Source organism: Paenibacillus sp. MCAF9, assembly GCF_052114265.1.
GTDB lineage: Bacteria > Bacillota > Bacilli > Paenibacillales > Paenibacillaceae > Pristimantibacillus.
On record NZ_JBFREL010000005.1, the window covers coordinates 406,284 to 429,541 of the forward strand.

20 protein-coding genes are annotated in these 23,258 nt (G+C 45.2%); 12 read left to right on the top strand and 8 right to left on the bottom strand.

The window, feature by feature from the left end:
- The first annotated feature begins 5 nt into the window (after positions 1-5).
- Positions 6-563, top strand: coding sequence for a hypothetical protein (locus AB4Z45_RS12095; RefSeq protein ID WP_144376882.1), 558 nt, complete (start codon positions 6-8; stop codon positions 561-563).
- 196 nt (positions 564-759) lie between these two features.
- The gene (locus AB4Z45_RS12100) at positions 760-936 is read left to right on the top strand and encodes a hypothetical protein (RefSeq protein ID WP_161807520.1); all 177 of its coding nucleotides are present in this window, start codon (positions 760-762) and stop codon (positions 934-936) included.
- A 44-nt stretch (positions 937-980) separates the two neighbouring features.
- Here the strand turns inward: AB4Z45_RS12100 and AB4Z45_RS12105 are convergent, their stop codons facing one another.
- Both AB4Z45_RS12105 and AB4Z45_RS12110 read right to left on the bottom strand, forming a co-directional pair.
- Positions 981-1,649, bottom strand: a complete 669-nt coding sequence (locus tag AB4Z45_RS12105; protein ID WP_441909497.1) for an SIMPL domain-containing protein — start codon at positions 1,647-1,649, stop codon at positions 981-983.
- Between the two features lie 158 nt (positions 1,650-1,807).
- Positions 1,808-2,890: a Gfo/Idh/MocA family protein gene (locus AB4Z45_RS12110; protein ID WP_441909499.1), complete on the bottom strand. Its 1,083-nt coding sequence runs from the start codon at positions 2,888-2,890 to the stop codon at positions 1,808-1,810.
- Positions 2,891-3,142: 252 nt separating this feature from the next.
- Between AB4Z45_RS12110 and AB4Z45_RS12115 the strand changes: the two genes are divergently transcribed.
- On the top strand, positions 3,143-4,858 hold the full coding sequence (locus AB4Z45_RS12115; RefSeq protein WP_441909500.1) for an ABC transporter ATP-binding protein: 1,716 nt from the start codon (positions 3,143-3,145) through the stop codon (positions 4,856-4,858).
- A gap of 6 nt (positions 4,859-4,864) precedes the next feature.
- On the opposite strand, the gene AB4Z45_RS12120 is transcribed toward AB4Z45_RS12115, so the two are convergent.
- From AB4Z45_RS12120 to AB4Z45_RS12130, 3 genes are all read right to left on the bottom strand, one after another.
- Positions 4,865-6,481, bottom strand: coding sequence for a helix-turn-helix domain-containing protein (locus AB4Z45_RS12120; protein ID WP_441909501.1), 1,617 nt, complete (start codon positions 6,479-6,481; stop codon positions 4,865-4,867).
- A 121-nt stretch (positions 6,482-6,602) separates the two neighbouring features.
- Positions 6,603-7,595 carry an ABC transporter substrate-binding protein gene (locus AB4Z45_RS12125; protein WP_441909502.1) on the bottom strand — a complete coding sequence of 331 codons (993 nt, stop codon included), beginning with the start codon at positions 7,593-7,595 and terminating at the stop codon, positions 6,603-6,605.
- Between the two features lie 190 nt (positions 7,596-7,785).
- The gene (locus tag AB4Z45_RS12130) at positions 7,786-8,691 is read right to left on the bottom strand and encodes a helix-turn-helix domain-containing protein (RefSeq protein ID WP_441909504.1); all 906 of its coding nucleotides are present in this window, start codon (positions 8,689-8,691) and stop codon (positions 7,786-7,788) included.
- Between the two features lie 168 nt (positions 8,692-8,859).
- Here AB4Z45_RS12130 and AB4Z45_RS12135 point away from each other — a divergent pair, with 168 nt between their 5' ends.
- The 3 genes from AB4Z45_RS12135 to AB4Z45_RS12145 are packed head-to-tail and all read left to right on the top strand — an operon-like array spanning position 8,860 to position 11,413.
- Positions 8,860-9,501, top strand: a complete 642-nt coding sequence (locus AB4Z45_RS12135) for a carbohydrate-binding family 9-like protein (protein WP_441909505.1) — start codon at positions 8,860-8,862, stop codon at positions 9,499-9,501.
- Positions 9,502-9,525: 24 nt separating this feature from the next.
- Positions 9,526-10,365, top strand: coding sequence for a sugar phosphate isomerase/epimerase family protein (locus AB4Z45_RS12140; protein ID WP_441909506.1), 840 nt, complete (start codon positions 9,526-9,528; stop codon positions 10,363-10,365).
- Between the two features lie 37 nt (positions 10,366-10,402).
- Positions 10,403-11,413, top strand: coding sequence for a Gfo/Idh/MocA family protein (locus tag AB4Z45_RS12145; RefSeq protein WP_441909508.1), 1,011 nt, complete (start codon positions 10,403-10,405; stop codon positions 11,411-11,413).
- 121 nt (positions 11,414-11,534) lie between these two features.
- Here the strand turns inward: AB4Z45_RS12145 and isdG are convergent, their stop codons facing one another.
- Genes isdG through AB4Z45_RS12160 form a run of 3 tightly spaced genes read right to left on the bottom strand, consistent with a single transcriptional unit; the run spans position 11,535 to position 14,625 of the window.
- Complete coding sequence (gene isdG, locus AB4Z45_RS12150) at positions 11,535-12,671, bottom strand: heme oxygenase (protein ID WP_441909510.1); 1,137 nt, start codon at positions 12,669-12,671, stop codon at positions 11,535-11,537.
- Positions 12,668-13,663, bottom strand: a complete 996-nt coding sequence (locus AB4Z45_RS12155) for a FecCD family ABC transporter permease (RefSeq protein WP_441909512.1) — start codon at positions 13,661-13,663, stop codon at positions 12,668-12,670. Before AB4Z45_RS12155 ends, isdG begins: the two co-directional genes overlap by 4 nt.
- 20 nt (positions 13,664-13,683) lie before the next feature.
- On the bottom strand, positions 13,684-14,625 hold the full coding sequence (locus AB4Z45_RS12160) for an ABC transporter substrate-binding protein (protein ID WP_076270887.1): 942 nt from the start codon (positions 14,623-14,625) through the stop codon (positions 13,684-13,686).
- 339 nt (positions 14,626-14,964) lie between these two features.
- Between AB4Z45_RS12160 and isdC the strand changes: the two genes are divergently transcribed.
- The 6 genes from isdC to AB4Z45_RS12190 all read left to right on the top strand — a co-directional run bounded on the left by isdC (position 14,965) and on the right by AB4Z45_RS12190 (position 22,710).
- Positions 14,965-15,987, top strand: coding sequence for a heme uptake protein IsdC (isdC, locus tag AB4Z45_RS12165; RefSeq protein ID WP_441909514.1), 1,023 nt, complete (start codon positions 14,965-14,967; stop codon positions 15,985-15,987).
- A 12-nt stretch (positions 15,988-15,999) separates the two neighbouring features.
- The gene (locus tag AB4Z45_RS12170) at positions 16,000-16,425 is read left to right on the top strand and encodes an NEAT domain-containing protein (protein WP_076270885.1); all 426 of its coding nucleotides are present in this window, start codon (positions 16,000-16,002) and stop codon (positions 16,423-16,425) included.
- A gap of 137 nt (positions 16,426-16,562) precedes the next feature.
- Positions 16,563-19,886, top strand: a complete 3,324-nt coding sequence (locus AB4Z45_RS12175) for an NEAT domain-containing protein (protein WP_441909516.1) — start codon at positions 16,563-16,565, stop codon at positions 19,884-19,886.
- A 120-nt stretch (positions 19,887-20,006) separates the two neighbouring features.
- On the top strand, positions 20,007-20,954 hold the full coding sequence (isdE, locus tag AB4Z45_RS12180) for a heme ABC transporter substrate-binding protein IsdE (protein ID WP_441909518.1): 948 nt from the start codon (positions 20,007-20,009) through the stop codon (positions 20,952-20,954).
- Positions 20,955-20,966: 12 nt separating this feature from the next.
- Positions 20,967-21,950: a FecCD family ABC transporter permease gene (locus AB4Z45_RS12185; protein ID WP_441909519.1), complete on the top strand. Its 984-nt coding sequence runs from the start codon at positions 20,967-20,969 to the stop codon at positions 21,948-21,950.
- Positions 21,940-22,710, top strand: a complete 771-nt coding sequence (locus tag AB4Z45_RS12190) for an ABC transporter ATP-binding protein (RefSeq protein WP_441909520.1) — start codon at positions 21,940-21,942, stop codon at positions 22,708-22,710. Before AB4Z45_RS12185 ends, AB4Z45_RS12190 begins: the two co-directional genes overlap by 11 nt.
- The last annotated feature ends 548 nt before the right edge of the window (positions 22,711-23,258 follow it).

The following is a 23,258-nucleotide window of genomic DNA, read 5'->3' on the forward strand; positions in this document are numbered from 1 at the left end:
GAACCATGCATCAGCAACATAAAGTGAGAGTAGTGCCAAAAAGTGCTGCCAAACGAGTGTTGTTGAAAGGTGGTCATGCGGCGATGGTTATTTCAAGCTTTCAAGCCTTTATTCAGGTGTTTGGCTTATCAATCTCCATGAGCTTAGTAGGCGGCCTCATCGGACATTTTGTGAAAAATGGGATTATCGAAATGCCGAAACTCGTCATAGAATATGATGAAGAAGGATTATCCCTTTCTTCAAATTGGTTAGTAAAGTGGATTCAGCGCTGTTATTATTTTGTTATTTTTGTCATCGGCTTTAGAGATCACAGCAATGCGAAAAAAAAGATTTTTTTTGATCTCGGCTTTCTCGGCGATTTGCTGATCGCAATCGGAACCGGCATATTAGCAAAAACAGCGCTGGCTATGGCCAATACATCGGACAACTTTGCAGTCGTGAGCAGTTCATTGCTGGCAGGCTACGCAGGCTTATCTTACCTGAAGAGCAAGCAGAACAAAGAGTTTGCTGATTTGTTTCCTGAAGAAATAGATGATTCAAATCCGCAAACGCCACCGAAATAACATGCAAGTTTACTTAAGTTTTGCGTATAATGACCATAGCTGATAATCCTTTTGCTTAAATATAAGAAAGTATATCATTTTCTCATACTTATCTTATATTTCACCGTCAAAGCTACTTCAGCGTCTAAAGGACGCCGAAGGCGTTTTTGCTTGACTAATCGATTTTTTACAAAAATATCGAAGGAGGGTGGAGCGTGTGGGGAAAATAACGGTCAAAGTGACAACTGAGGAAATGCATGAGCTTAAGAAACTAGCCGAGATAGTCAAAAATCCTCAGCTTCCCATGTCTGACCGTCGCATTGCTAAAACGCAATATGAGTCCATTATCAACTTCGCAAAAAATAGTAACCGCGGTATTATTTCATCTGTATAATTAGAATGGGTTGAAGCCGCTCCGGGATGGAGCGGCTTCTTTTTTTATGTGATTTGCGCGAACCATACACGAACAGCCGCAAAAATCTTCAGTTGTCCAGGCTCGATTGGTGTGACCATAACATCGGATTGGAAGGTTCTCTGGATAGGGAAGGGTTCAGATGAATTTGAGACTTCCTGAACTTTGCTGGGAACTCCAGAAATGGACGTTCCTAATGCATTTGCGATAGCAGCAGCCTTCAGTCGGGCGTTCTGGACAGCAAGCGACAAGGCCTCATTTTCCAACGGTTTTCTATCGGAAACCGAGAACTGAATGGAAGTGACTGTATTGGCACCGTGAGAAACGGCGGTATCTACTACGGTTCCAGTAAGTGCAATTTGATCGATGGTGATTTGCAGGAGATGAGTTACTTTGTAGCCTTGAAAGACTTGCTTCCCGTCCGGGAAATCATACATCATTTCGATACGATAATCATTCGTTTGGATATGTTCGCGCGGGATGCTTAGATCGAGAAGGGATTGTATGATATCTGCTGTAACTTGTGCATTTTCAGCTTGTATCGCTTGCAGCTCCTTGCCTTCGGTAACAGCACCAAGGATGACCAAGGCTGTATCTGGAGCAGCTGTAACGATCCCTTCGCCCAAAACTTCAATCGTGGACACGCTTTTGCAGGGAATGGGAATAGCGGTATAGTAAATTTGATTGCTGTACATTGCAGGCTCCTTTCCTTCTAACAGGTTATAGATTAATGTATGGAAGGATACCCGCCGAAATGATTGCTTGTTATTTTCTGCTTGCGGTCGAAAGCTTAGAAAAGAATACAAAAATGGCGGGCAAGAGTAATCTTGCACCGCCATTTTTTGTAATGAGCTTAAGGCAGCTCTATTGTAACTTCACGCTTGCTTGCAGCGGAACGGAGCACACCGTCGATAATCGCTTGGTTGTACAAAATTTCTGCTCCAGGAATAGGAGCTGGACGATTTTCTGCGATTGCTGCAACAAAGTCTCTTACTTTCTCATCAAACAAGTTTAGTCCATGTTGGATGACAGGAATAGTCGAATGGATATGCTGATCAACGACATCGTGATAAAGCGTCATGCTGCCTACGCTGCCATCCCAAACACCGCTCCAAGGGCCTGTGCCTGCTGGTGTGACTTTAAGGCCGCCGTCAGTTCCAAGGAACATCGTTGCACCTAATGAATCCATATGCATAGCCCAGCTGATTTTGTAATTGAGAACGATGTCGCCCTCAAGACGAATCATTGCCACGCCAAAATCCTCAACTTCAAAGTTGGCCGCTTCACGATGGTATTTCGAGTTTGTTCCAAAATGATTTGATGTATAAGCCGATACAGTAAGCGGCTTAGGATAGCCGAGCGCATTAAGCGCCATATCAAGCGAATAGCAGCCGATATCAGCCATTGCGCCAGCACCTGCAAGCTCTTTGGAAATAAAAGTGCCGCCAGGCATACCGCGCCGTCTGCCGCCGCCTGTTTCAACAAAGTAAACGTTACCAAGTTTTCCCGATTGAACAATTTCTTGAATCAACGACATATTGGGATCATATCTCGGCTGGAAGCCTACCGTCAAAATTTTTCCACTGCGTTCAGCGGCTTCGACCATATCGATGGACTGCTGGAGTGTGACAGACATCGGCTTCTCGACGAGCACGTGCTTGCCTGCATTCAAAGCGTTTATTGAAGTTTCAGAATGCGCAAAGTTTGGTGTGCATATGCTGACGCCGTCTAGGTCAAGCTCTAATAGTTTCTTATGATCGTCAAAAGCAACGGCGTTTACAAGTTCCTCTTGATCGATAAAAGCTTGCGCTTTTCCTGCTATGCTGTCTGCCACCGCCACGATTTCCACGTGAAGAGGCATTTTTTTATAAGCTGAAGCATGGGCTCTTGCAATACCGCCGCTTCCTATTATTCCGATTCGTATCGTTCTTGTCATTTCAATATCCCTCTTTTCATTGTAGTGATTCTACTTTAGCACAGCTGTATTAGGCATGAAATGGTGAGAAAAGGACATGACATCTACAAAATAATGACATCGCATGGATGACGCCTGCTTCATTTTGTACAAAAAAATGATCACATTTGTCCATTGCCTCCCCTTACCGATTTGTTCTACGATAGATTAGCCACAAATGATAATGGTTATCATTGATTGTRTGATAAAAATAGATTAGGAAGGAAGCTGGATATGCTGCGTCGTTTTTTTGCTTATTACAAGCCCTACAAAAAGCTGTTTATTTTAGATTTTTCATGTGCCATTTTGGCTGCATTGCTTGAGCTTGCTTTTCCGCTTGCCGTTAACCGGGTTGTGGATGATCTATTGCCGAGCGGCAACTGGAGATGGATTTTGTATGCTTGTATCGGACTATTAGTCATTTATGTGTTCAGCTCTGCACTGCATTATGTCGTTACCTATTGGGGACATAAGCTCGGAATCAACATCGAGTCCGATATGCGCAAGCAGCTGTTTGATCGTGTACAGAAGCTGAGCTTCCGTTTCTTCGACAATAACAAGACAGGACATCTGGTATCCCGGATGACAAATGACTTGATGGATATTGGAGAGATCGCCCATCATGGGCCGGAGGATTTGTTTATTGCTTTAATGACGCTGACTGGTGCGTTCGGTATTATGCTGAGCATTAACTATCAGCTTGCGTTAATGACCTTTATTATTATACCGCTTATGATTTATTTGTCGCTGTACTTCAGCCGTAAAATGTCAGCAGCCTTTAATCGGATGTTTTCTGATATCGCTGACTACAATGCACGCGTTGAAAATAACGTGAGCGGCATTCGTGTCGTTCAAGCGTTTGCGAACGAAAAGCATGAAATGGCGCGTTTTGCTGAAAATAACGGTCGTTTCCGTTTGACAAAGCTCATTGCATATCGCGTGATGGCATGGAACTCGTCAATCAGCTTTATTCTAATGAAGCTCATTTCTTTGTTTGTACTTGTATGCGGAACTTGGTTCGTTATTCAAGGCGATATGAGCTATGGCGAGTTTATCGCATTTGTTATGCTCTCGAACGTTTTTTTAGGTCCGATTAAACAGATCAACTCTGTCATTGAGACGTATCCAAAAGGAATAGCCGGATTCAAACGTTATTTGGAATTGCTCGAAACGGAACCTGATATTGCCGATGCGCCGAATGCACAAGTAGTAAGCCATCTCAAAGGTGATATTCGGTTTAACAAAGTGACGTTTGGTTATGAGAATAAGGACAAGGTGCTGCAAGGCCTCAGCCTATCGATCCGCGCAGGAGAGACGGTAGCTCTAGTAGGTCCATCGGGAGCGGGAAAAACAACGTTATGCAGCTTGCTTCCGCGTTTCTACGATGTCGAAGAAGGATCGATTACGATCGACAACATTGATTTGCGGGATATGACGCTTGAATCACTGCGCTCCAACATTGGGATTGTGCAGCAGGATGTGTTCCTCTTTGATGGATCGATTCGAGAAAATATTGCTTACGGCAAGCTCGGAGCGTCGGAGGAAGAAATTATGCAAGCCGCTCGTCAAGCGCAGCTGGAGGAGCTCATCTTGTCGCAGCTTGAGGGATTGAATACAATGATAGGCGAGAGAGGGGTTAAGCTGTCGGGAGGACAGAAGCAGAGGCTCTCCATTGCACGAATGTTTCTGAAGAACCCGCCGATCCTTATTTTGGATGAGGCGACATCCGCGCTGGATACCGAGACGGAAGCGGCGATTCAGCTAGCGCTTGCTGAGCTGTCCCGCGGCAGAACGACGCTTGTTATCGCTCATCGTCTTGCTACGATCAAGAATGCTGACCGCATCGTAGTTGTAGCTGAGCAAGGGATTGCCGAGCAAGGCAATCATGATGAATTGCTCGACGCGCGTGGTGCTTACAGCAGGCTTCACCAAGCTCAATTCGGCGCATAAAGGGATTTATGAAGTTTGGTTTAGCAGCTCGGGGAGAAGCAATAGCAGCTTATCCCTTGCTGAAGCATCCTCCTGATTCCAGTCGCGTTCGTCGAGCACGTAACTGAAGCCATTTTTGACAGCAGGAAGGTTTCTCCAGATCGGGCTGTTCACTAATTTCTCCATGGCTGCCTTGGACTCCTCATTTTCGGGAAGCATCATGAATACGCGGTCGCCTGCGTATTGTTGGATGGTTTTTTCTGTAATTTCCTTATAAGGTCTTCCAGAATTCAGAATGTCTTGAACTTTCCCTGTAGGCCGGAAACCGTCTGGATGGTACAGTATAGAGGATAAACCGATATTGCCCATGACAAATAAACGTTCTCCCCGATGATAGATAAAGACAGAAGCTGTTTCGTTAGGCCGAATGCGCGCCTGAAGCTGCTGCCACATCAATAACGTACTGCTATTATAATGAAGAAGCCATTGCTGGGCTTCTTTTTTTTTGCCCAGCCACTCTCCAAGCATGAGCAGTCTCTCATCGAGTGACCCGCGTGAATTATAGGTAAGCGTAGGGGCAAGCTCTGACATTTGTGCGTACAAGCTTTCATTAGAATGGTCGAAAATTATTAAGTCAGGCGCTAGAGCAGAAGCCTGTTCCGAACGAAAAGGCTCGCCTTTGCTGATCATATGGCTTCCTACAAGCTGAATGCCAAGCGTATTCATATCTCCGATACTTTCACCACAATAAAAAATGCGATTGGGCTGAGCGGGAATGCTGACCTCGTGACCGTCCCAATCCTTAACGAGTATATTTTGGCGCATTGATAGGGCATATTGCCTTGGAGAAAAGCCGGTTATAAGACGGAAGCGGCGGCTAAAATAATACTCATCGGTAAAGCCGACACGATCTGCGATATCGCGCAAAGTATTGTCGGTATGGATTAGCCAATCCTTGGACCGACTGATACGAAGCTCATTCAAATAATCAAGCGGTTTCTTGCCAGTCAGCTCCTTGAATATTGAAGTGAACTGCCAAGCAGGTACGTTGGCCATATCGACGAGCTGCTTGACCGTTATTCGGTTCTGAAAATGATTTTGCATATATTGAATGGTTTGTTCAACGGTTTGCGTGGAGCTGCTCATCGAGTCGAATTGCAGGTTATGTTCAAGAACAAATCCGATAAGCTTCTGAAAATGCGTTTGCTGACGATGCGCTTCAATGTTATCGCAGTCCGTAATTCCGGTATAAAGCTGGCTCAGCAAATCCATCCATTGTACGAGCGGATAAACGCGCAGCTCTTGACGGTTCGGAAATAGCTGCTCTGTATAAAACACTGGACCTTGGTTCAGCAAATGAAGGATCTGGAAAGAGATGAGGTAATATTCCAATTTGCCGTCGCCTATATTTTCAAATTGATATGCGGTGTTCGGGGATAAAAGGAAAGAACTGTATGACGAGAAAAGGGAACTTTCATTACCCATAAACAGTCTGCCTCTGCCGCTCCTCGATATAAGCATCGTATAGCAGGAAGTCACTTTCTCCGCTAATACTTCACCCTCTGTATGGCTGTACAGCTTCATATCTACAAAATGGAAGCTTAAGGAGCGCAGAGGTAAAGTCTGATGCGTTAAGTTAGACATGGCTGTAGCCTCATTTCAGTATTGAGAATCGTTATCAATTAATTTCATTATAAACAAATAGAAGAAGCTTATCAACCGTAGTTGAAGAGCTTCTTCTATTTCAACAGACGTTAAGCAGCATTTATTTTTTAATAAGTGCTTTTGGCAGCTCTTCTAACAACCATTCTCTAGAAAGCGCGTCGCTTGAAGCTTTGAGCAAATCAAAATTGTACACTTGTCCATTTTTCACGGCAGGGAGCTTGAGCCATAAATCGCTTTTCATAAGCTCGTTCGTGGATTGCTGCGCCTCAGGAGCAACTGGATTCAGAATGAAGATGCGGTCAGCCGCATATTCTGGCAGAAGTTCAGAAGATATTTCTGCAAAACCTTGTTCCTTATCAATGAGATCTTGGATGATAGGCGTTGGCTTTAAGCCGCCTTTCTCATATAAAAATTGCGGTAGCCCAGTGCCAGCCATAATAAACAGGCGGTTGCCAGGATACATTGTAAATACGGCTGCCGTTTCACTTTCTTTAATACCGCTATCGTGAATTTGTTTCCACATATCTACTGTTTTGACCGCGTGCTCTGCAAGCCAATCCTCAGCTTCTTGCTTCTTATTTAACAAATCCCCTAGCGTACGCATCCTGTACTCCAGCGTGGCGAAGGAGTTGAACGTTACCGTTGGAGCAACCTTTGAAATAACCTCATACTGCTGTTCGTCCGAATTCGAGAAAATAATAAGATCAGGCTGCAGTGTTAAAGATTTCTCGACGCTGAGCGGAAAACCTACGTCCTCGACACCAGTGAGCTGCTGCTCAAATACCGTCCCTTTAATCATATCCTGTATGACGCCGATCGGCTTAACGCCTAGCGCAAGCAAATCACCGGTAGTTTCACCGTGAAAGATAACACGCTGCGGAGTAACAGGCACTTCTACCTCATGCTTCGACCAGTCGGTGAAGGAGCGGGTGGTATCGGCTGTTTGTTCCGTTGCTTCAGGTGCTTTTGTTGCTTCAGCAGCTGGACTCTCTGTATTGCCCGAATTTGCTGAATTGCTGCCACAGGCTAGCAATAGGGTTCCCATTAGTGCGAATGTAGCCAAAAGTGCGGCTGATTTTGTTCCTTGATACATTTTAATTCTCCCCCAATAGATGTTATAAGATAATGATAATCATTATCGATATGCATTATCGTAATTGATATACGAGCTGTACTCAATGGACAAAGCAAAGAAGTGTTTTTTAGTTTGTCCAAACATGAAGAAAAGTTAAAAGCCGAACACCACTGTAGGTATTCGGCTTTCATTATACAGAGCTCTTTTTTTATAATATTTTGGACAATTTCCGATATTCACGCGGAGATATTCCTTCATGACGGCGGAATATCCGGCTGAAGTAGTGGATATCGGAATAGCCGACGATGCTTCCGACGTTTTCGATTGAAAGCTCGGATTCCCGAAGAAGCCTTCTAGCTTCACGGTGACGTATCGATTGAACATATTCGCTCGGAGGCATGCCGGCGATTTGCTTAAACAGCTTCGCGGTATGGTCGATGCTCAAATTCAGCTTTGCTGCGATCGTTCTGTTTGTCCAATTGGCAGCAGGTGATGCCTCTATTTCCTCCATTAACTCGGCAATCCTGCCTCCATGAAGTGAGGATTGTCCAGCGGATCGAGATGAGGGCAAACGCAGCAAATGGGCCAATATATGTAGCATTAGACCTTTGCAAACCAACTCATACCCAATAGGACGCATAGTGAATTCATGAACAAGCTGCTCCATTAATTGTATACATACGAGAGGCGGCGTGTAGACTGGATGGTCGGATAAGGGAGCCAACCCTTCCACATAAGGCTCATAAATGAATTTATGCGGCAAAACAGCAGCTTCGTTCACAACCATGTCAGCCTCTGTCTGAATATCGAGCTCGTCAAAAAAATCAAAATGAATGCCGAGAAATCGAGCGTTTGGGCTGGAAACGACTTCATTTTGGTGATAGACGCCAGAGGGCAAAAAGATAAGCTGACCAGCTTCAATCTTATAGCGCTGCCCATGCATGGTCGTCGCTGCTTCTCCATGGCACACGTACAGGAGCTCGTAATCATACAATCTACGTCTTGGCAGAGCACCCGTTGGCAAGCGCTGGAACTGCGCGTAGTGGACGCTGGGCGACCACTCGCGAAATGGAGTTGAACGAATGCGTGGAAAGGGAGATTCAGACTTTTCCAAGCGGTAGGCTCCTTTCATTAAGAAAATAAAAAAGAGAACGGAATTGTCCAAAAAATCGCTATTCTAGCTAAATAAATTTTAAGAATAATCGTTTATTATAAACGTATTATCACATGTAGTTGCAGCAAATTCAATATAACGTAATTATCTAAAAAGGAGTTTGAACAAATGGAGGTTCCTGCGTTTCAAGAGAGTAAAACCTATCTTTGCAGGCAAGTGCCGATCAGCATTGAAGACGCCGGTTTTGGCGCTATCCATTGGGATAGCTTCGATGCGATTGAATTGGTTGATACGGTCACTGCCATGCAGCCTAAGGAGCGTACGGAAGTAAGAGCATGCTGGAGCCAGAACTATTTGCATATTCGCTATTTATGCAAGGATTCACATGTTGTATCTAATTTTACCAAACGCGATGAGCCGCTTTATGAGCAGGATGTCGTTGAGCTGTTTATCGATGAGGATGGGACTGGGCATCGTTATCTAGAGCTAGAAGTTAGTCCGAACAATGTTGTTTTTGATGCTCTGATTACGAATGATGGTGAAGCCGAGATCACTTCGACGGACTTAGCATGGAGGTTTGAGGGTATTCAGACGACTGTTGAAACGAGTGGCGATGCTGAACGGATTTATTTTGTGCATATTCCGGTTGAGAATTTCAAGAAGCCTCTCGAGCAAGGATTAAGCTGGAGAGTGAATTTTTACCGAATTGATGAGGATAAACACGGCAACCGTGAATTCCAGGCTTGGCAGGCTACCAAAGCGATAAACTTTCATCTTCCCCGTAAATTTGGCAGGCTGTTATTTATTTAAAACATAAATGTAGGAGGGTTTAACATGAAAAAAGGGATTAATATTTGGTCTTTCAAAGGTGATTCTTCCATTGCAGAAAACATTCGTACAGCAAAAAAAGCAGGTTTTGACGGAATCGAGCTGTCATTGAACGAGACGGGCGAGCTAAGCCTAGAAGCATCCGACAAAGAGATTCAAGAAATCAAAAACGAACTGCAGCAAAATGAACTGGAAATTGCAGGTTTAGCAACAGGCTTGTACTGGTCCTATCCAATGACGAGTGAAAACGCGGCTACACGCGAGAAAGCAATCGATGTGTGCAAGAAACAGCTGGAGCTTGCAGCGGCTCTCGGCGTGGATACCATTTTGGTCATTCCAGGCGCTGTAGGCGTTGACTTTATACCGGGCAGTGAAGTTGCTGACTACGAATATGCATATGACCGGGCGCTGGAAGCGATCGGGAAGCTTGTTCCGTTTGCTGAGAGCGCGGGTGTCTCGATTGGCATTGAGAATGTTTGGAACAAGTTCTTGTTATCGCCGCTTGAGATGCGTTCCTTCATTGATGCGCATAACTCGAGTTTTGTAGGCTCGTATTTCGACGTCGGCAATGCGCTTCATAATGGTTATCCTGAGCAATGGATTCGTATTTTGGGTCATCGCATCAAGAAGGTACACTTCAAGGATTACCGCCGTCAAGCAGGCGGATTGCATGGCTTTGTTGATCTATTAGCAGGTGATGTTGATTACCCAGCTGTCATGCAGGCGCTTCATGCAATTGGCTATGACAATTATGTAACTGGAGAAATGATTCCGCCATACAATCATCATTCCGAACAAATCATTTTTAACACTTCAAAAGCGATGGATGCCATATTAGGACGTTAGAACTCATCTACTCAAAAACTATTAGGAGGTTTTTAATATGTTAAAGGTTGGTTTAATCGGTTTTGGATTTATGGGTCGGATGCACTTTGACAATTATGTCCGTCTTGCTAAGGAAGGAGCTCCTGTTCAGCTCGTAGCGATTTGCGATTTGCTGATCGAGGAGTTGAAGGAAGGAAAAGCGTCAGGAAACATCGCGACAGAGCAGGACGTCTATGATCTTGCGCCTTACCGTTTGTACGATAATATTGCTGCAATGCTAGAGAACGAGGAACTAGATATCGTCGATATTACGCTGCCTACTAATCTGCATGCTGATTTAACCTGCTCAATGCTTGAGAGAGGGTTGCATGTATTATGCGAGAAACCTGTGGCAGGAAGTTCAGAGGAGGGCTGGCGCATGGCACATGCAGCAGAGCGCACAGGAAAAACGTTGATGATCGGCCAATGCCTGCGCTTCTGGCCAGCTTATGAATACTTGAAGGCTTGCGTAGAGGATGGCCGTTATGGAGCTGTTACGGGCGGTTATTTCTTCAGAGGCTCTGCCGCGCCAAAGGGTTGGTTTCTGGATGGCAGCAAAAGCGGAGGCTGTTTACTGGACATGCACATTCATGATGCAGACATGGTTCACTGGTTATTCGGCAAGCCTGAGAAGGTATCAACGATTGCACGCAATGTCATTCCAGGCAGCGGCTATGATGTCGTGTCTACTCATTATATTTATCCAGACGGCAAGGTGCTGAATGCTCAGGCAGATTGGACGCTGGAAGGCGACTTTGGCTTCGCCATGACGTATCGCGTTAATTTTGAAGGCGGAAATCTCGTTTTTGAAAATGGGCAAGTGAAAGTTAATCCAAATGATGCGCCAGGCTTTATCGCTGAATTGTCTGAGGATATGGGTTATTATCGTGAAATCAAATATTTTATTGAATCTATTCATGCTGGGCAGCCAGTTTCGATCTGTGCACCTGAGAGCGCGGTAGGCACGCTTGAAATCATTGAAGCAGAGCTGCGCTCTGCCAATGAAGGCGGGACGCTAGTATCCTTGTAAAAGGTCTAGCATTCACTTAGCAGCCGGAAAAGCTCGTAAAAAATGAACAGACAAAAGCAAGACAGCAGCCGCCTCGTTTAGAGGAGGAATAGCTGTCTTGTTTGTTTGTTAAGAAGGAAACTTATTGGGCAAGCCGCTCATCGCTGCGTTCCGCGGCAGGGAGCGGAGTGCGCTTGACTTTGACTTCCTGAAACATAATTTTGTTAGATAGAATGTATTCCGGCGTTTTACGATGGGAATGAGATTCACGAAACGCCTCGCTTTTTGTCCAGTTGTTAAAATCATCTCTGGATTGCCACCTTGTAACGATGGAAACCTCGTCGTAGTCCTTTAGGTTTTGCGTGAGAAGCACCTCAAGTCCAAGAAATCCTTCCATTTCCTCGACTTTGCCTACCCGATCAAAACGTTCAACAAGCTTTTCTCCTTCGCCCTTCGTAATTTGCGATACATTCGTCACAATGATCATCGTTTCTTCCTCCTCCTCGGTTTTGGGTATAGGAATGATAATGGGATAACGTTCAGCAAAGCTGATTCTCGCATCCAAATCAAATACGGAGCGCATGAAACGAGGCGTAATGATGGTTCGTGGTTCTCCAGCGTCAGCAAGCTCTCCTTCTTTCATTGCAATCATATAATGGCAATAAGCGGCTGCCTGCTGCAGATCGTGCAGAACCATAACGATCGTCGTTCCATGTTCCCGATTTATTTTGGCGAGTGTCTCCAGCACCTCGAGCTGATGACACATGTCCAGATAGGTAGTAGGCTCATCTAACAAAAGAATTTCGGTCTGCTGCGCTAATGCCATGGCGATTCGCGCCTTTTGCTGCTCGCCTCCGGAGAGGGTATGAAACATTCGGTCTTCGTGCCGCCGAATGCGCATTGCCCGCAATGCCCAATCAATGATACGTTCATCCTCCGTAGTTAGCCGCTGACGGAAGCTTTTTTGGTAAGGAGCACGCCCATAAGCGACCAGCTCGCGAACGGTCAGCGAAGGAAGCATATCTTTGGCTTGCGTCAGCATGGAAAGACTTTTGGCATATTCGGGTCTTTTATAATCGCTCGTACTCTTCTCATTAATGAGAATGCTGCCGCTATCTGGAGTCAGCAGACCCGAGATTAATCTAAGCATCGTTGATTTTCCTGAGCCATTTGGCCCGACTATCGCAGTTATTTTACCTTTAGGGATTTCCATATTAACATCGGACAGCTTGAACATGCCTGCTTCCAGCGTTAACGAATGGGTTTGAATCGCCTTCATCGCCAGTTACTCCTCCTCAGCAAATACAAAAAGAACGGTGCGCCGATGCAAGCTAATAAGATGCCAACCGGCAGCTCAACAGGGTCGAATAAGGAACGAGCCGCGGCATCGGCAATGACGACCAGAGCAGCACCGGTTATTATGGATACTGGCAGCAAATAACGGTAATCGTCTCCAATGAGAAGGCGGACCATATGGGGCACAACCAGCCCAACGAAGCCGACAAGTCCTGCAGCGCTTACTGCAATTCCTGCAAGCAGAGCAGATAAGAGAATAAGCAGAAGCCGCYGCAACTCCACTTTTTGTCCCAGCAAGCGAGCAGAATCGTCGCTGAGCAGCAGCAGATTAGCTGATTTGACCGCTGGTATCGTAAGAAGGAGGCCAACGAGCGCGTAAGGCAGCATAAAGCTGAAATGATGCCAGCTTCGTCCATTTAATCCGCCGGAAAGCCATGGAAGCACAGCTTGAACCCGGTCGCTGTAAACGACCATCACGCCATTCATAACGGCCCCCACGAGCGCGTTTACTGCAACACCGGCTAATACAATCTTAATAGGTGAAGCACCTTTATCCCAAGAAAGAAAATAAATAATTAGACTTGCAGAGAGGGCGCCAACAAAAGCAGCAGCTGGCAATAAAAAGCTGAATTGCGGCAGCATCACCATCGTAATGACAGCAGCGAGACCGCCACCTGCCGATACGCCAATAATGCCGGGATCAGCAAGCGGATTGCGCATGACACTTTGCAGAATTGCTCCGGATGCAGCAAGGCATGCGCCTGTCAACAAACCAATTAATACTCTAGGGAGCCTAAGATCAAGTAATATTACGTAGTGAGCTGATGAATCGCCTGTGATAAGAATGCTCCATATCTCGTGCAGTGGAATCGTGATTGACCCAGATATTAACCCGATAAGAACGCTTAAAAGCAGAAATATAGGTGAGATGATGAAGGCCAGCTTACGTCTTTTTGTACGTGTTTCTTTATTCATAATCCTTATTTAGCATCCTTTCAGTTAGGCACTTCTTTCAGCAAGCGGTCCATAAGCTCAAGTGCTTCGATCACACGAGTTCCAGGGTTAGTACCGAACAGGTCCTGCGGCAGCACTTCAATACGCTGCTGCTTGACGGCGGATATGCTGCTCCATGCAGAATTAGTCTCCATTTCACGAATGAAGCTGTTCTTGATTTCCTCCGGATTGCCATGCGTCATGAAAAAAATGATGTCGGGGTCTGCTTCAACAACACGTTCTGCGTTTAGCTGCGCGTATTGCGGGAAGCTTTGCAGCCTCGGATAATCCGAAGCGATATTTACTCCGCCAGCGGTTTCGAGTATGTTGCCGCTCAAGGAATTAGGGAGTGCTGCCATGAATGTACCTGGTGCTCCATATACAAGCAGCACTCGCGGCTTGTTGGTTACATCGGTATGTTTATAAACAGCAATCTTATCAACAATGTTGGCGATAATTGCTTTTGCCTGCTCTTCTTTGCGAAGAAGTTGGCCTATCAGCTCAATCTGGCGTTTAATGTCTTCGATGGAGTTGGCACCCGTCAACAGGAGCTGTACACCGATTCCTTGAAGAACGGGAATATCTTTCTCATTCAATGGATAATTGCCAAGCACGACATCAGGGCGAAGCAATGCTATTTTTTCCAAATCAACCTCGTGAGCATTTCCGATTTGTTCAGCTTCGAGGACTGCCCGATTAACGGGCTGAGCGGATGTTGTAGGTCGGCCGACTAGATTTCCTCCTAAAGCTGCCACAATATCAGCTTCGCCGCTGCCCAGAGCAACAATTTTGGCGGGAGGTTCCTTAAAAGCAATTTGGCGTCCAGCAAAGTCTTTTACTATCAGACTTCCATCGCTCATTTCTGAAGAGCTGCTTTTGCCGATACTGCATCCTGTAAAAACGAGCAACAGAAGCACAGCAAATAGGGGGAGACAAGTTTTCATAACAATTGCAGTACCTCCAAGCTAAATGGTATTGATAATCAGTCTCAATGATCTCTTCGAGAGTATAATGCTTAAAAACAGAGGACGTCAATACCTAAAAAGGAATTATTTAGAAAATAGCTAATTTTCTTTTTTTGTGTTGACAAATTGTGGGCATGCATGATAGTTTCATTCCTGAGAATGGCGTTTCGTGAAATGGGGATGCATTCTGCAGCAGATTGCTTTTTTTTAATTGTCGAATGATAATGATTATCATAATCAAAATAAATTTTAATTGATAATGATTATCATATTCATGATTTGAGAGAGAGCCATTCGGATAATCTGCTGCGAGCTTGGATGTCAGGAGTAAAGGAGGAGAAGAGAATTATTCGCAAGTTTGGAGTGCTGGCTTTCTTCATCATGATTACTTTACTCGTTGTTCCGTTTGCACCTGAAGCACATGCAGCTGAACTGGCTGATGGTACGTACTCGATAGACTATGTTGTCAAGAAAGCCGAAGATGAATCGGTATCGATGGCAAATGACTATTGGGAAAAACCAGCCAAGCTGATTGTGACCAAAGGAGCTTTGCAGGTACAACTGCAAATAAACCATAGCTCATGGGTAACGGAATATAAAGTTCCGAGTGACGGCGGGTACATAGATACGGCAATTGTATCTAGCAACGAAGCTGACAATACGAGAATTGTTAAGTTCGGAATTGCTGATCTTACAACGCCGTTAGAGTCCAAGATCCACGTAACGGTAGAGGATATTGATTATGATCACAGCTACACGATTCGACTAGTTTTCGATTCTAGCAGTCTGAAGCAGATCAGCAAAGCCGATGCCCCTGTCAAAGAAGAAAAGAAACCAGCAGCAACCACAATAGAACCAAAAAAAGAGACCGAAGCAAAGACAGGTAAAACAGCTCTTCAAATCACAAATAAGGTGACAGAAAAACCAAAGGTTGAGGTAGATAAGCCGAGCTCTGAAACGGTCGATTCTAAAAAAGAAGATTCTAAGAAAGAGATACAGGTCGAAGCTTCGCCTGCTCCAACCGTTAGTCCGATAGCGGCTGAAGCTGAAGGGCAATCATCGCCTAAGGAGACTTTAACCCCATCTACACAAGAGCCATTGTCTTCAGAGGATACCAAAGTTGACGACTCTGCTGAGACAGCTGTTCATGAAGAACCGAAGGCCGATGTTCAGCTTGCGGGAGCTGATATGGATACACCTGCTACAGGTGAAGCTGCGCAGCAGTTGTCAGATTCGGCTTCTTCTAAGCGCGTGTTGTCACCGCTTGTTATTTCCCTAATCATTATTGTTGTCGGAGTAGCCTATATTCTTTTGCGCAAAACCAAATTCGCTAAAAAATAAGGAGTGTTCTAAATGGTAAAATCGATGAAAAAAACAAGTTTCGTTATGTTAATGCTCGTAATGGCTCTGGCTCTAGTTGTTCCATCTGCTTTCGCGAGTACTGGTGTAAGCTATGTCGTTCGCAACGCGGGAGATACAGCCAATTCTTATGCTGATGCCTATAAAGTAGGCGATGCAGTTGTAGCTAGCAATGGCACAACGACAACGGTTACATTCTCTGGTTCAAGCTTCATTCAATACTTGCAAGTGCAAGATCCTGCTACTGGAACATACAGCTATGCAGCTGCTAATTATACAGGCGGCAACGTTGAATTTACATTTGAAGTGGCTGATTTCACACCGAATCAAGTTGCCAAAATCCACGTTGTCGTTCCGCCATCACCAGGATTTGAAGGCTACAATACGGTTCACACAATCCAATTCAATTGGAGCGTTTAAGCATCAGCGAGCTCTACGGTTAGAATAGCGCTTTAAAAATAACAGGAGAGCAATGCTGCGGCATGTTTCGCTCTCCTGTTCAAAATGCTAGGGTACATAAGCGAAAGCAGTTAAATGACGAAGGAGTGTTTTTTGAAATGCAAATGAAATTTCGCCGATTGACGGCGCTACTCATGGCGCTCGTATTGTTGCTGTCGGCCTTTCCTGTGAGTGCAGCGGCGGGTGTAACGCCAAATGGGGAGTATAGTGTTCCTTTTCTTTATGTGAAGGATGGAAGCAATGAACGATCGATTATTAACGATTATCTTAATCCGAGCACAGGCAAGCTGATTATTTCTAATGGCAGTGCAAAGTTTCAGCATGAGGTTACGCAGTATACTTCCTTTCAACATTTTTCGGCTAAATTAGCAGGAAAAGATAAAGCAGTAATCAATGGGAACACAATCAACGGCATAGAAGGGTATCAAGTCGTTGCTGCTCAGCCAGCAGGGGACGGATTAGATCCGGATCACGTCGTTGTTAGCTATGATATTGAGAACTTGCAAGAGAAACAAGAAATTTTGATTCATATCGTTATTCCTTCAGTAAATTATGATAATTGGTATAATGTTCAGCTTCAATTAGATATCACAGGTCTGCCTGTTGATGGAGGAGGCAATGGTGGCGGTGAGACTGGCGCTGTAACTTTGGAGCAGCTCGAAGCTTTATTTACAGTTTCGAATGAGCTCCTAAGTACAACAACGGAGGGAACTGGCGATGGCTTCTATTTGCTAGGCTCCAAAGCAACTTTTCAAAATACGATCACTCAGGCAAGAAGCATTGCCGACAGCGCTGGCGGTTCCAATCAAGAGCTGATCAAGGCTGCTTACCTTGTTCTGCAAGAGGGCAAAAAGAAGCACGAGGCAGCGCGTATTACTGTAAATAAAGTGAATTTGGTACGTGCCTTAGAAGAAATTACTGTTTTTGCGACAACGGTGAAAAATATAGGGACAGCAAATGGAGCTTCAGCCGCTCATGCTGTATTAACAGATGGTGAGTATTCGGTTGGAGCGAGCGTAAGGCTTGGGCAATGGATTGCGGACGCTCAGACTGTTGCTGCTGATCCGCAAGCATCTCAAACAGCCGTAAATAATGCTTTAAATGTGTTGACTGCCAATGTGGAGGATTTGAAAAACCAGCAGTACAAGAAGGAGATATTACCGCTGCTTGTGCTGGACCCTGTAACAGGAGAAATATCCGAACACAATAAAGATTTCAAAACAGAAGTAAGTATGTTTACTCAATCGGCAGCGCCTTATTTTCAAGCGTATGCTCACGTTGTTTTTGCAGAGCCGATGGAAATCGCACCTGAATTAACGTTATATGGGCAAAGCGCAACCGGCGAGATTTCCTCTAGTACGCTGACAGGTTATAAAACGCTCATCCAAAAGGGCTATGAAGGACTGATACAGGCCTATCAGTTTGCGGCAAGACATCAGAAGGCAGACGATTCTATTTATCAAGGCTTATCAAAACTAGAGTACACAATTGGTACAGAGAAGCGAACAGTACTTTTCAGCTATAATGCCAATTATCTTAATGCCTTAAACGTTTCGATCACTGCAGCGCGTCAACTGCATGATTCCGCAGTTGTTGGAACGGCTACAGGGCAATATGAGGCGGCAGCAAAAGAATCATTGCTTTCTGCTATTCAATTAGCTGAACAAACAGGAAAGAAACTCAATTCTACACGTCCAGAAATTGCAAATGCGGCAAAGATTTTAGAGAAATCTGTTCAGGTTTTTAATGGAAGCCAGATTCGCAATATTTCTTTCGCGGCCCTGCATGCTACAAATGCAGCGTTATCGAGCATGGACAGTTACTTCCTCAAGCCAGCATCTGTTACGTCCAATAACGGTGAGACTTATGTATCTTTTGCAATAAAGGACAGCAGCATCGTTACAGAGTTTAAAGTTGCTCAAAACAGCATACTTACAGATGTGACCGTTGTCAGTGAAAACAAGACGGAAAATACGAGGGTTATCAAATTTAAAGTGAATGATTTAACGGCAATTGTGCCAGGGCAAGTAAGAATCATTATGCCAAACGTAATTGATCCACGTACAGGCAAACCTTATGATGCGACTCATAACATTCGTCTGTTGTTTGACAATGGCGATCCTGCAGTATTGAAGGCAGCTATTGCGGCAGCAAAGGCGGCTCATGATGGAGCAGCTGCAGGTACAGGTGCCGAGCAATATCCGCAATCAGCGAAAGATACACTGCTAAGTGCAATTACAGCAGCGAACGCTGTCGCAAACAGCATATTGTCTACAAAGCAGCAGCTCATTGATGCAGAAGGCACGCTGGATCAAGCGCTTCGTGCTTTCCTAGCGACAAAAATTGTCGTTGTTGATCCGGTCAAACCAACAGAACCGGGAGCACTTGCGGACGGCAAGTATTTGATTGATATTCAGTTTTTAAAACAAGGTACAACACAAACGTCAGTCATGGATGAATATGTAGCTCATCCTGCTCGTTTGCTCGTGCAAAATGGTGTGAAGCTTGTACAAGTGAATCTAAAGCAAAGCAAGGAAATTACCGGATTTACGATTGGCGGTTCTACGCCAGCAACGATCGAATCCGATGCTTCCGCTAACACAAGACGAGTACAATTTACAGTAGCCGATCTACCGGCTAAGCTGGATGGCTGGGTGAAAATTGATTGGCCTGAAGTGAAGTACCATCATGAATACAGCATTCAAATTCAGCTTGGCGCAATAACGCCAGTAGCAAGCTGGGACTCTGATTCATTTGGCTCTGTCGTTCCAAGAGAGACGCCAGAAGAAATTGAGAAAAAGAAAAAGGAACAAGAGGAAAAAGATAAGCTGGCTGGCAAAGATGCAACGGCTGCATTTAAAGATTTAGCAAACAACTGGGCGAAAGAAGCCATTAATCGCGCATTGAAGCTAAACATCGTTCAGGGTTATCCGGATGGAAGCTTTAAACCGAATGCAACGGTCAATCGCGCGGAGTGGACGGTTATTCTCGGCAGAGCTCTGAAGCTGGAAAGCAAGAACGCTTCAACTGCTTTTGCAGATATGAAAAACATTCCTACTTGGGCACAGTCCTTTATCGAGCAAGCGGTAGCAGCAGGCATTATTAATGGCTATGAGGATCAGACATTCCGTCCAACGCAAAACGTAAACCGTACGGAAATTGCAGTCATGATCGTAAGAGCACTTCATTTGCCGCTGGAAGCAGCGGATTCGCTTAATTTTGCAGATGCAGCGGAAATTCCTTCCTACGCCAAAGCATACATTGCTACGGCCGTGAAGTACGGATTAATTAAGGGACTGGATCAAAATCAGTTCGGCGGAACGAAGTCCGCAACAAGAGCTGAGGCGATTACTCTCGTTTTGCGTGCTGTCGATTATTTAGAAGCGAAAGCAGCGGAGCAAGAAAAAGCTAAAACGGCATAAGAGGCAGCAAGGAAGGCTCCAGCTGTTGCAGAGCTTGAAGCGGGTGATTTAAACAGTTGGCATAGGAGGACCCTGATTAACGGGTGTCCTCTGTGCTGTTTTTAAGGAGGTAAGAAGGAAATGCTCTATCGATTTATAAAGGGGTTATCCCTGCTGTTTCTTGCTTCGATGATGGCAGGCTGCGGATCGCTTGGAGCGGGAAGCGGCTCGGCAGATGCGCCAACTGCTGCGTCATCTGCAAACTCTTCGGCAAAAGTAGCGGCTTCGGGCACTGTATCCGAGGAGTCTAGCCAGCGCATCGTGTCAACGACCGTAGCTATTACACAAATTATGGACGCGCTTGAGCTTGATTTAGTTGGAATACCAAAAAGCGTAAAAACGCTGCCTGAGCGTTACAGCACCGTTACTAAAGTTGGGAATCCAATGAGTCCTGATATAGAAATGGTTAAATCCTTGAAGCCGACGGAGGTGCTGTCTGTCTCAACGCTGCAATATGAGCTGGAGCCTGTATTTGAGAGTGCAGGGCTAAAGGCTGATTTCCTGAATTTAACGAGTATCTCCAGCATGCAAGCTGAAATTACAACGCTCGGAGAACGGTATGGGCGAGAAACACAGGCTGCTGCAATCGTAAATGAACAGAAGGAAATGCTGGCTGCCATCACTCGGAATACAGAAGGTAAAGAAAAACCGACGGTGCTGATCCTGCTTGGTGTGCCCGGCAGTTATTTGGTTGCGACGGAGCATTCTTACATCGGCGATCTTGTTCGTTTGCTAGGGGGAGTAAATATCGTGCAGGGCGAGCAGGTTGAATTTTTGGCTTCCAATACGGAATATTTGCAGAAGGCGAATCCGGATGTCATTTTGCGAGCAGCGCATGGGATGCCGGCTGAGGTTGTAAAAATGTTTGATGAAGAATTCAAAAAAAATGATATCTGGAAGCATTTTGAAGCGGTAAAGACGGGGCGTGTATATGATCTGGAAGAAACATTATTTGGCACGACGGGAAATTTGGCTGTTGTACAAGCACTAACCGCGCTCGCTCCAATGCTTTATCAGGATTATAAATAAGGATGTTTTTTCATGCCAAAAACGATATTCAGCTTCATCGCAATTACGCTGCTCCTTCTGGCAACCATCGTATACTCCATGACGACTGGAAGCATCAGCGTTGGATTTGTTGAACTCATGAAAGGGTTGCTTGGCTCGCCAAGTGAACAGGTAGAGGTTGTTCGCGACCTGCGGCTGCCGCGTATAATCGTTGCTTTACTGACAGGGGCTGCGCTAGCCGTGTCTGGTGTACTGCTGCAAGCCGTAATGCGCAATCCGCTGGCGGACGCAGGTGTTATCGGCATTTCATCAGGGGCAGGCTTGGTTTCTTTGCTGCTTGTAACGATATTCCCAGCATTGTTTTTTTGGATGCCGCTGTTTTCATTTGTTGGAGGAGCAATAGCTTGTCTATTGGTCTATTCGCTTTCTTGGCGTTCAGGCCTTAGCCCACTGAGGCTTATTCTGGTTGGTGTGGCGGTTAACGCTACATTTACAGGTCTGGGGCAGTCTTTTAATTATCGCGGCAGTTACGCGGTAACTAGCGTGAATCAAGCGATTTCCTCTATTTTTACAATGAAAACCTGGGATGATGTACATATGTTGGCGCTGTATGGCGGTGTAGGCTTATTACTATCGATGCTGCTTGGCTCATGGTGCAATACGCTTGTTTTGCAGGATCGAACCGCTCAAAATCTTGGTATGTCTGTTATGAAAGTAAGGCTGCTCGTTTCGGTTGTTGCCGTGCTTTTGGCTTCTGTTGCAACAGCGATTGGCGGGTTAATCGTGTTTGTAGGCTTGCTCGTCCCACATATCGCGAGGCTGCTCATTGGCTCAGACCATAAAGTGCTGCTGCCTTTCTCTGCGATTGGCGGAGCATGGCTCATTTTGACTGCGGATACGCTTGGCCGTACTCTTTTAGCTCCGACAGAAATTCCAGCTTCGATTGTCATGACAGTTATCGGCGGTCCTTTTCTCATCTTTTTGCTGCGAAGGAGCGAACGCGTCCATGGACATTAATGAAATAAGATTTTCATATGACAAAAAAACTTTCCATTTGAACGGAATAACCTGCCGTATCGCGGAAGGCCGGATTACGACGATCATTGGTCCAAATGGCTGCGGCAAGTCAACTCTGCTTGGTGTAATGGCGAAAAATTTTCGGCCAAGCGAAGGTGAGGTACTGCTGAATGGAAAGAAGCTCGCGCAATTTAAGCCGAAGGAGCTTGGCAAGAAGCTGGCCGTGGTGCATCAGCAGCAGGAAGCGCCTGCAGATTTGACTGTAGAGAAATTGGTTAGCTTCGGTAGATTGCCGCATCGGGGTCGGTGGGGACAAGAGAGCGAATTAGATGATGAAGCCGTGGATTGGGCACTTAGCTGCACGAATCTGCTGAACAAGCGAAAGCAAAGTTTAGCGCATTTATCAGGCGGCGAACGGCAGAGAGCTTGGATCGCAATGGCGCTGGCACAGCAAACCTCGCTGTTATTTTTGGATGAGCCAACGACGTATTTGGATATCTATCATCAAATCGAAATATTAGAGTTAGTAAAGACGCTGAACCGCAAGCATGGAATTACGATAGTAATGGTCCTGCATGATATGAATCAGGCCATTCGATACAGCGACCATATTATTGTAATGAAATTAGGATGCATCGTAGGAGAAGGTATGCCTGAGACAGTCGTGACAGCGGAAACGATTAAGCAAACGTATGGCGTTGATGTTGTGATGAAAAACGACGGGGATACAGGATTATATATGGTTCCATTAGGAATTTAAGCGTGTGTATGTTGCTTTTTATTTTCATGAAAGAGAGCATTAAGTGCATATGTGTTCTTACAGAGCAAAAAGTAACAATAGTAAGTTTCTGTAAGAACCGATAGGTTCTTACAGAGCTCAAGTGCAGGGTGGTTACTCGCGAAAGAGAGCATTAAGCGCATATGTGTTCTTACAGAGCAAAAAGTAACATTCATAAGTGTCTGTAAGAACCAATAGGTTCTTACAGAGCTCGAGTACAGCCGGGTTACTCACAAAAGAGTGCATTAAGCGCATATGCGTTCTTACAGAGCAAAAAGTAACATTCATAAGTGTCTGTAAGAACCAATAGGTTCTTACAGAGCCCAAGTGAAGGGTGGTTACTCGCGAAAGAGTGCATTAAGCGCATATGCGTTCTTACAGAGCAAAAAGTAACATTCATAAGTGTCTGTAAGAACCAATAGGTTCTTACAGAGCCCAAGTGAAGGGTGGTTACTCGCGAAAGAGAGTATTAAGCGCATATGTGTTCTTACACAGCAAAAAGTAACATTCATAAGTGTCTGTAAGAACCA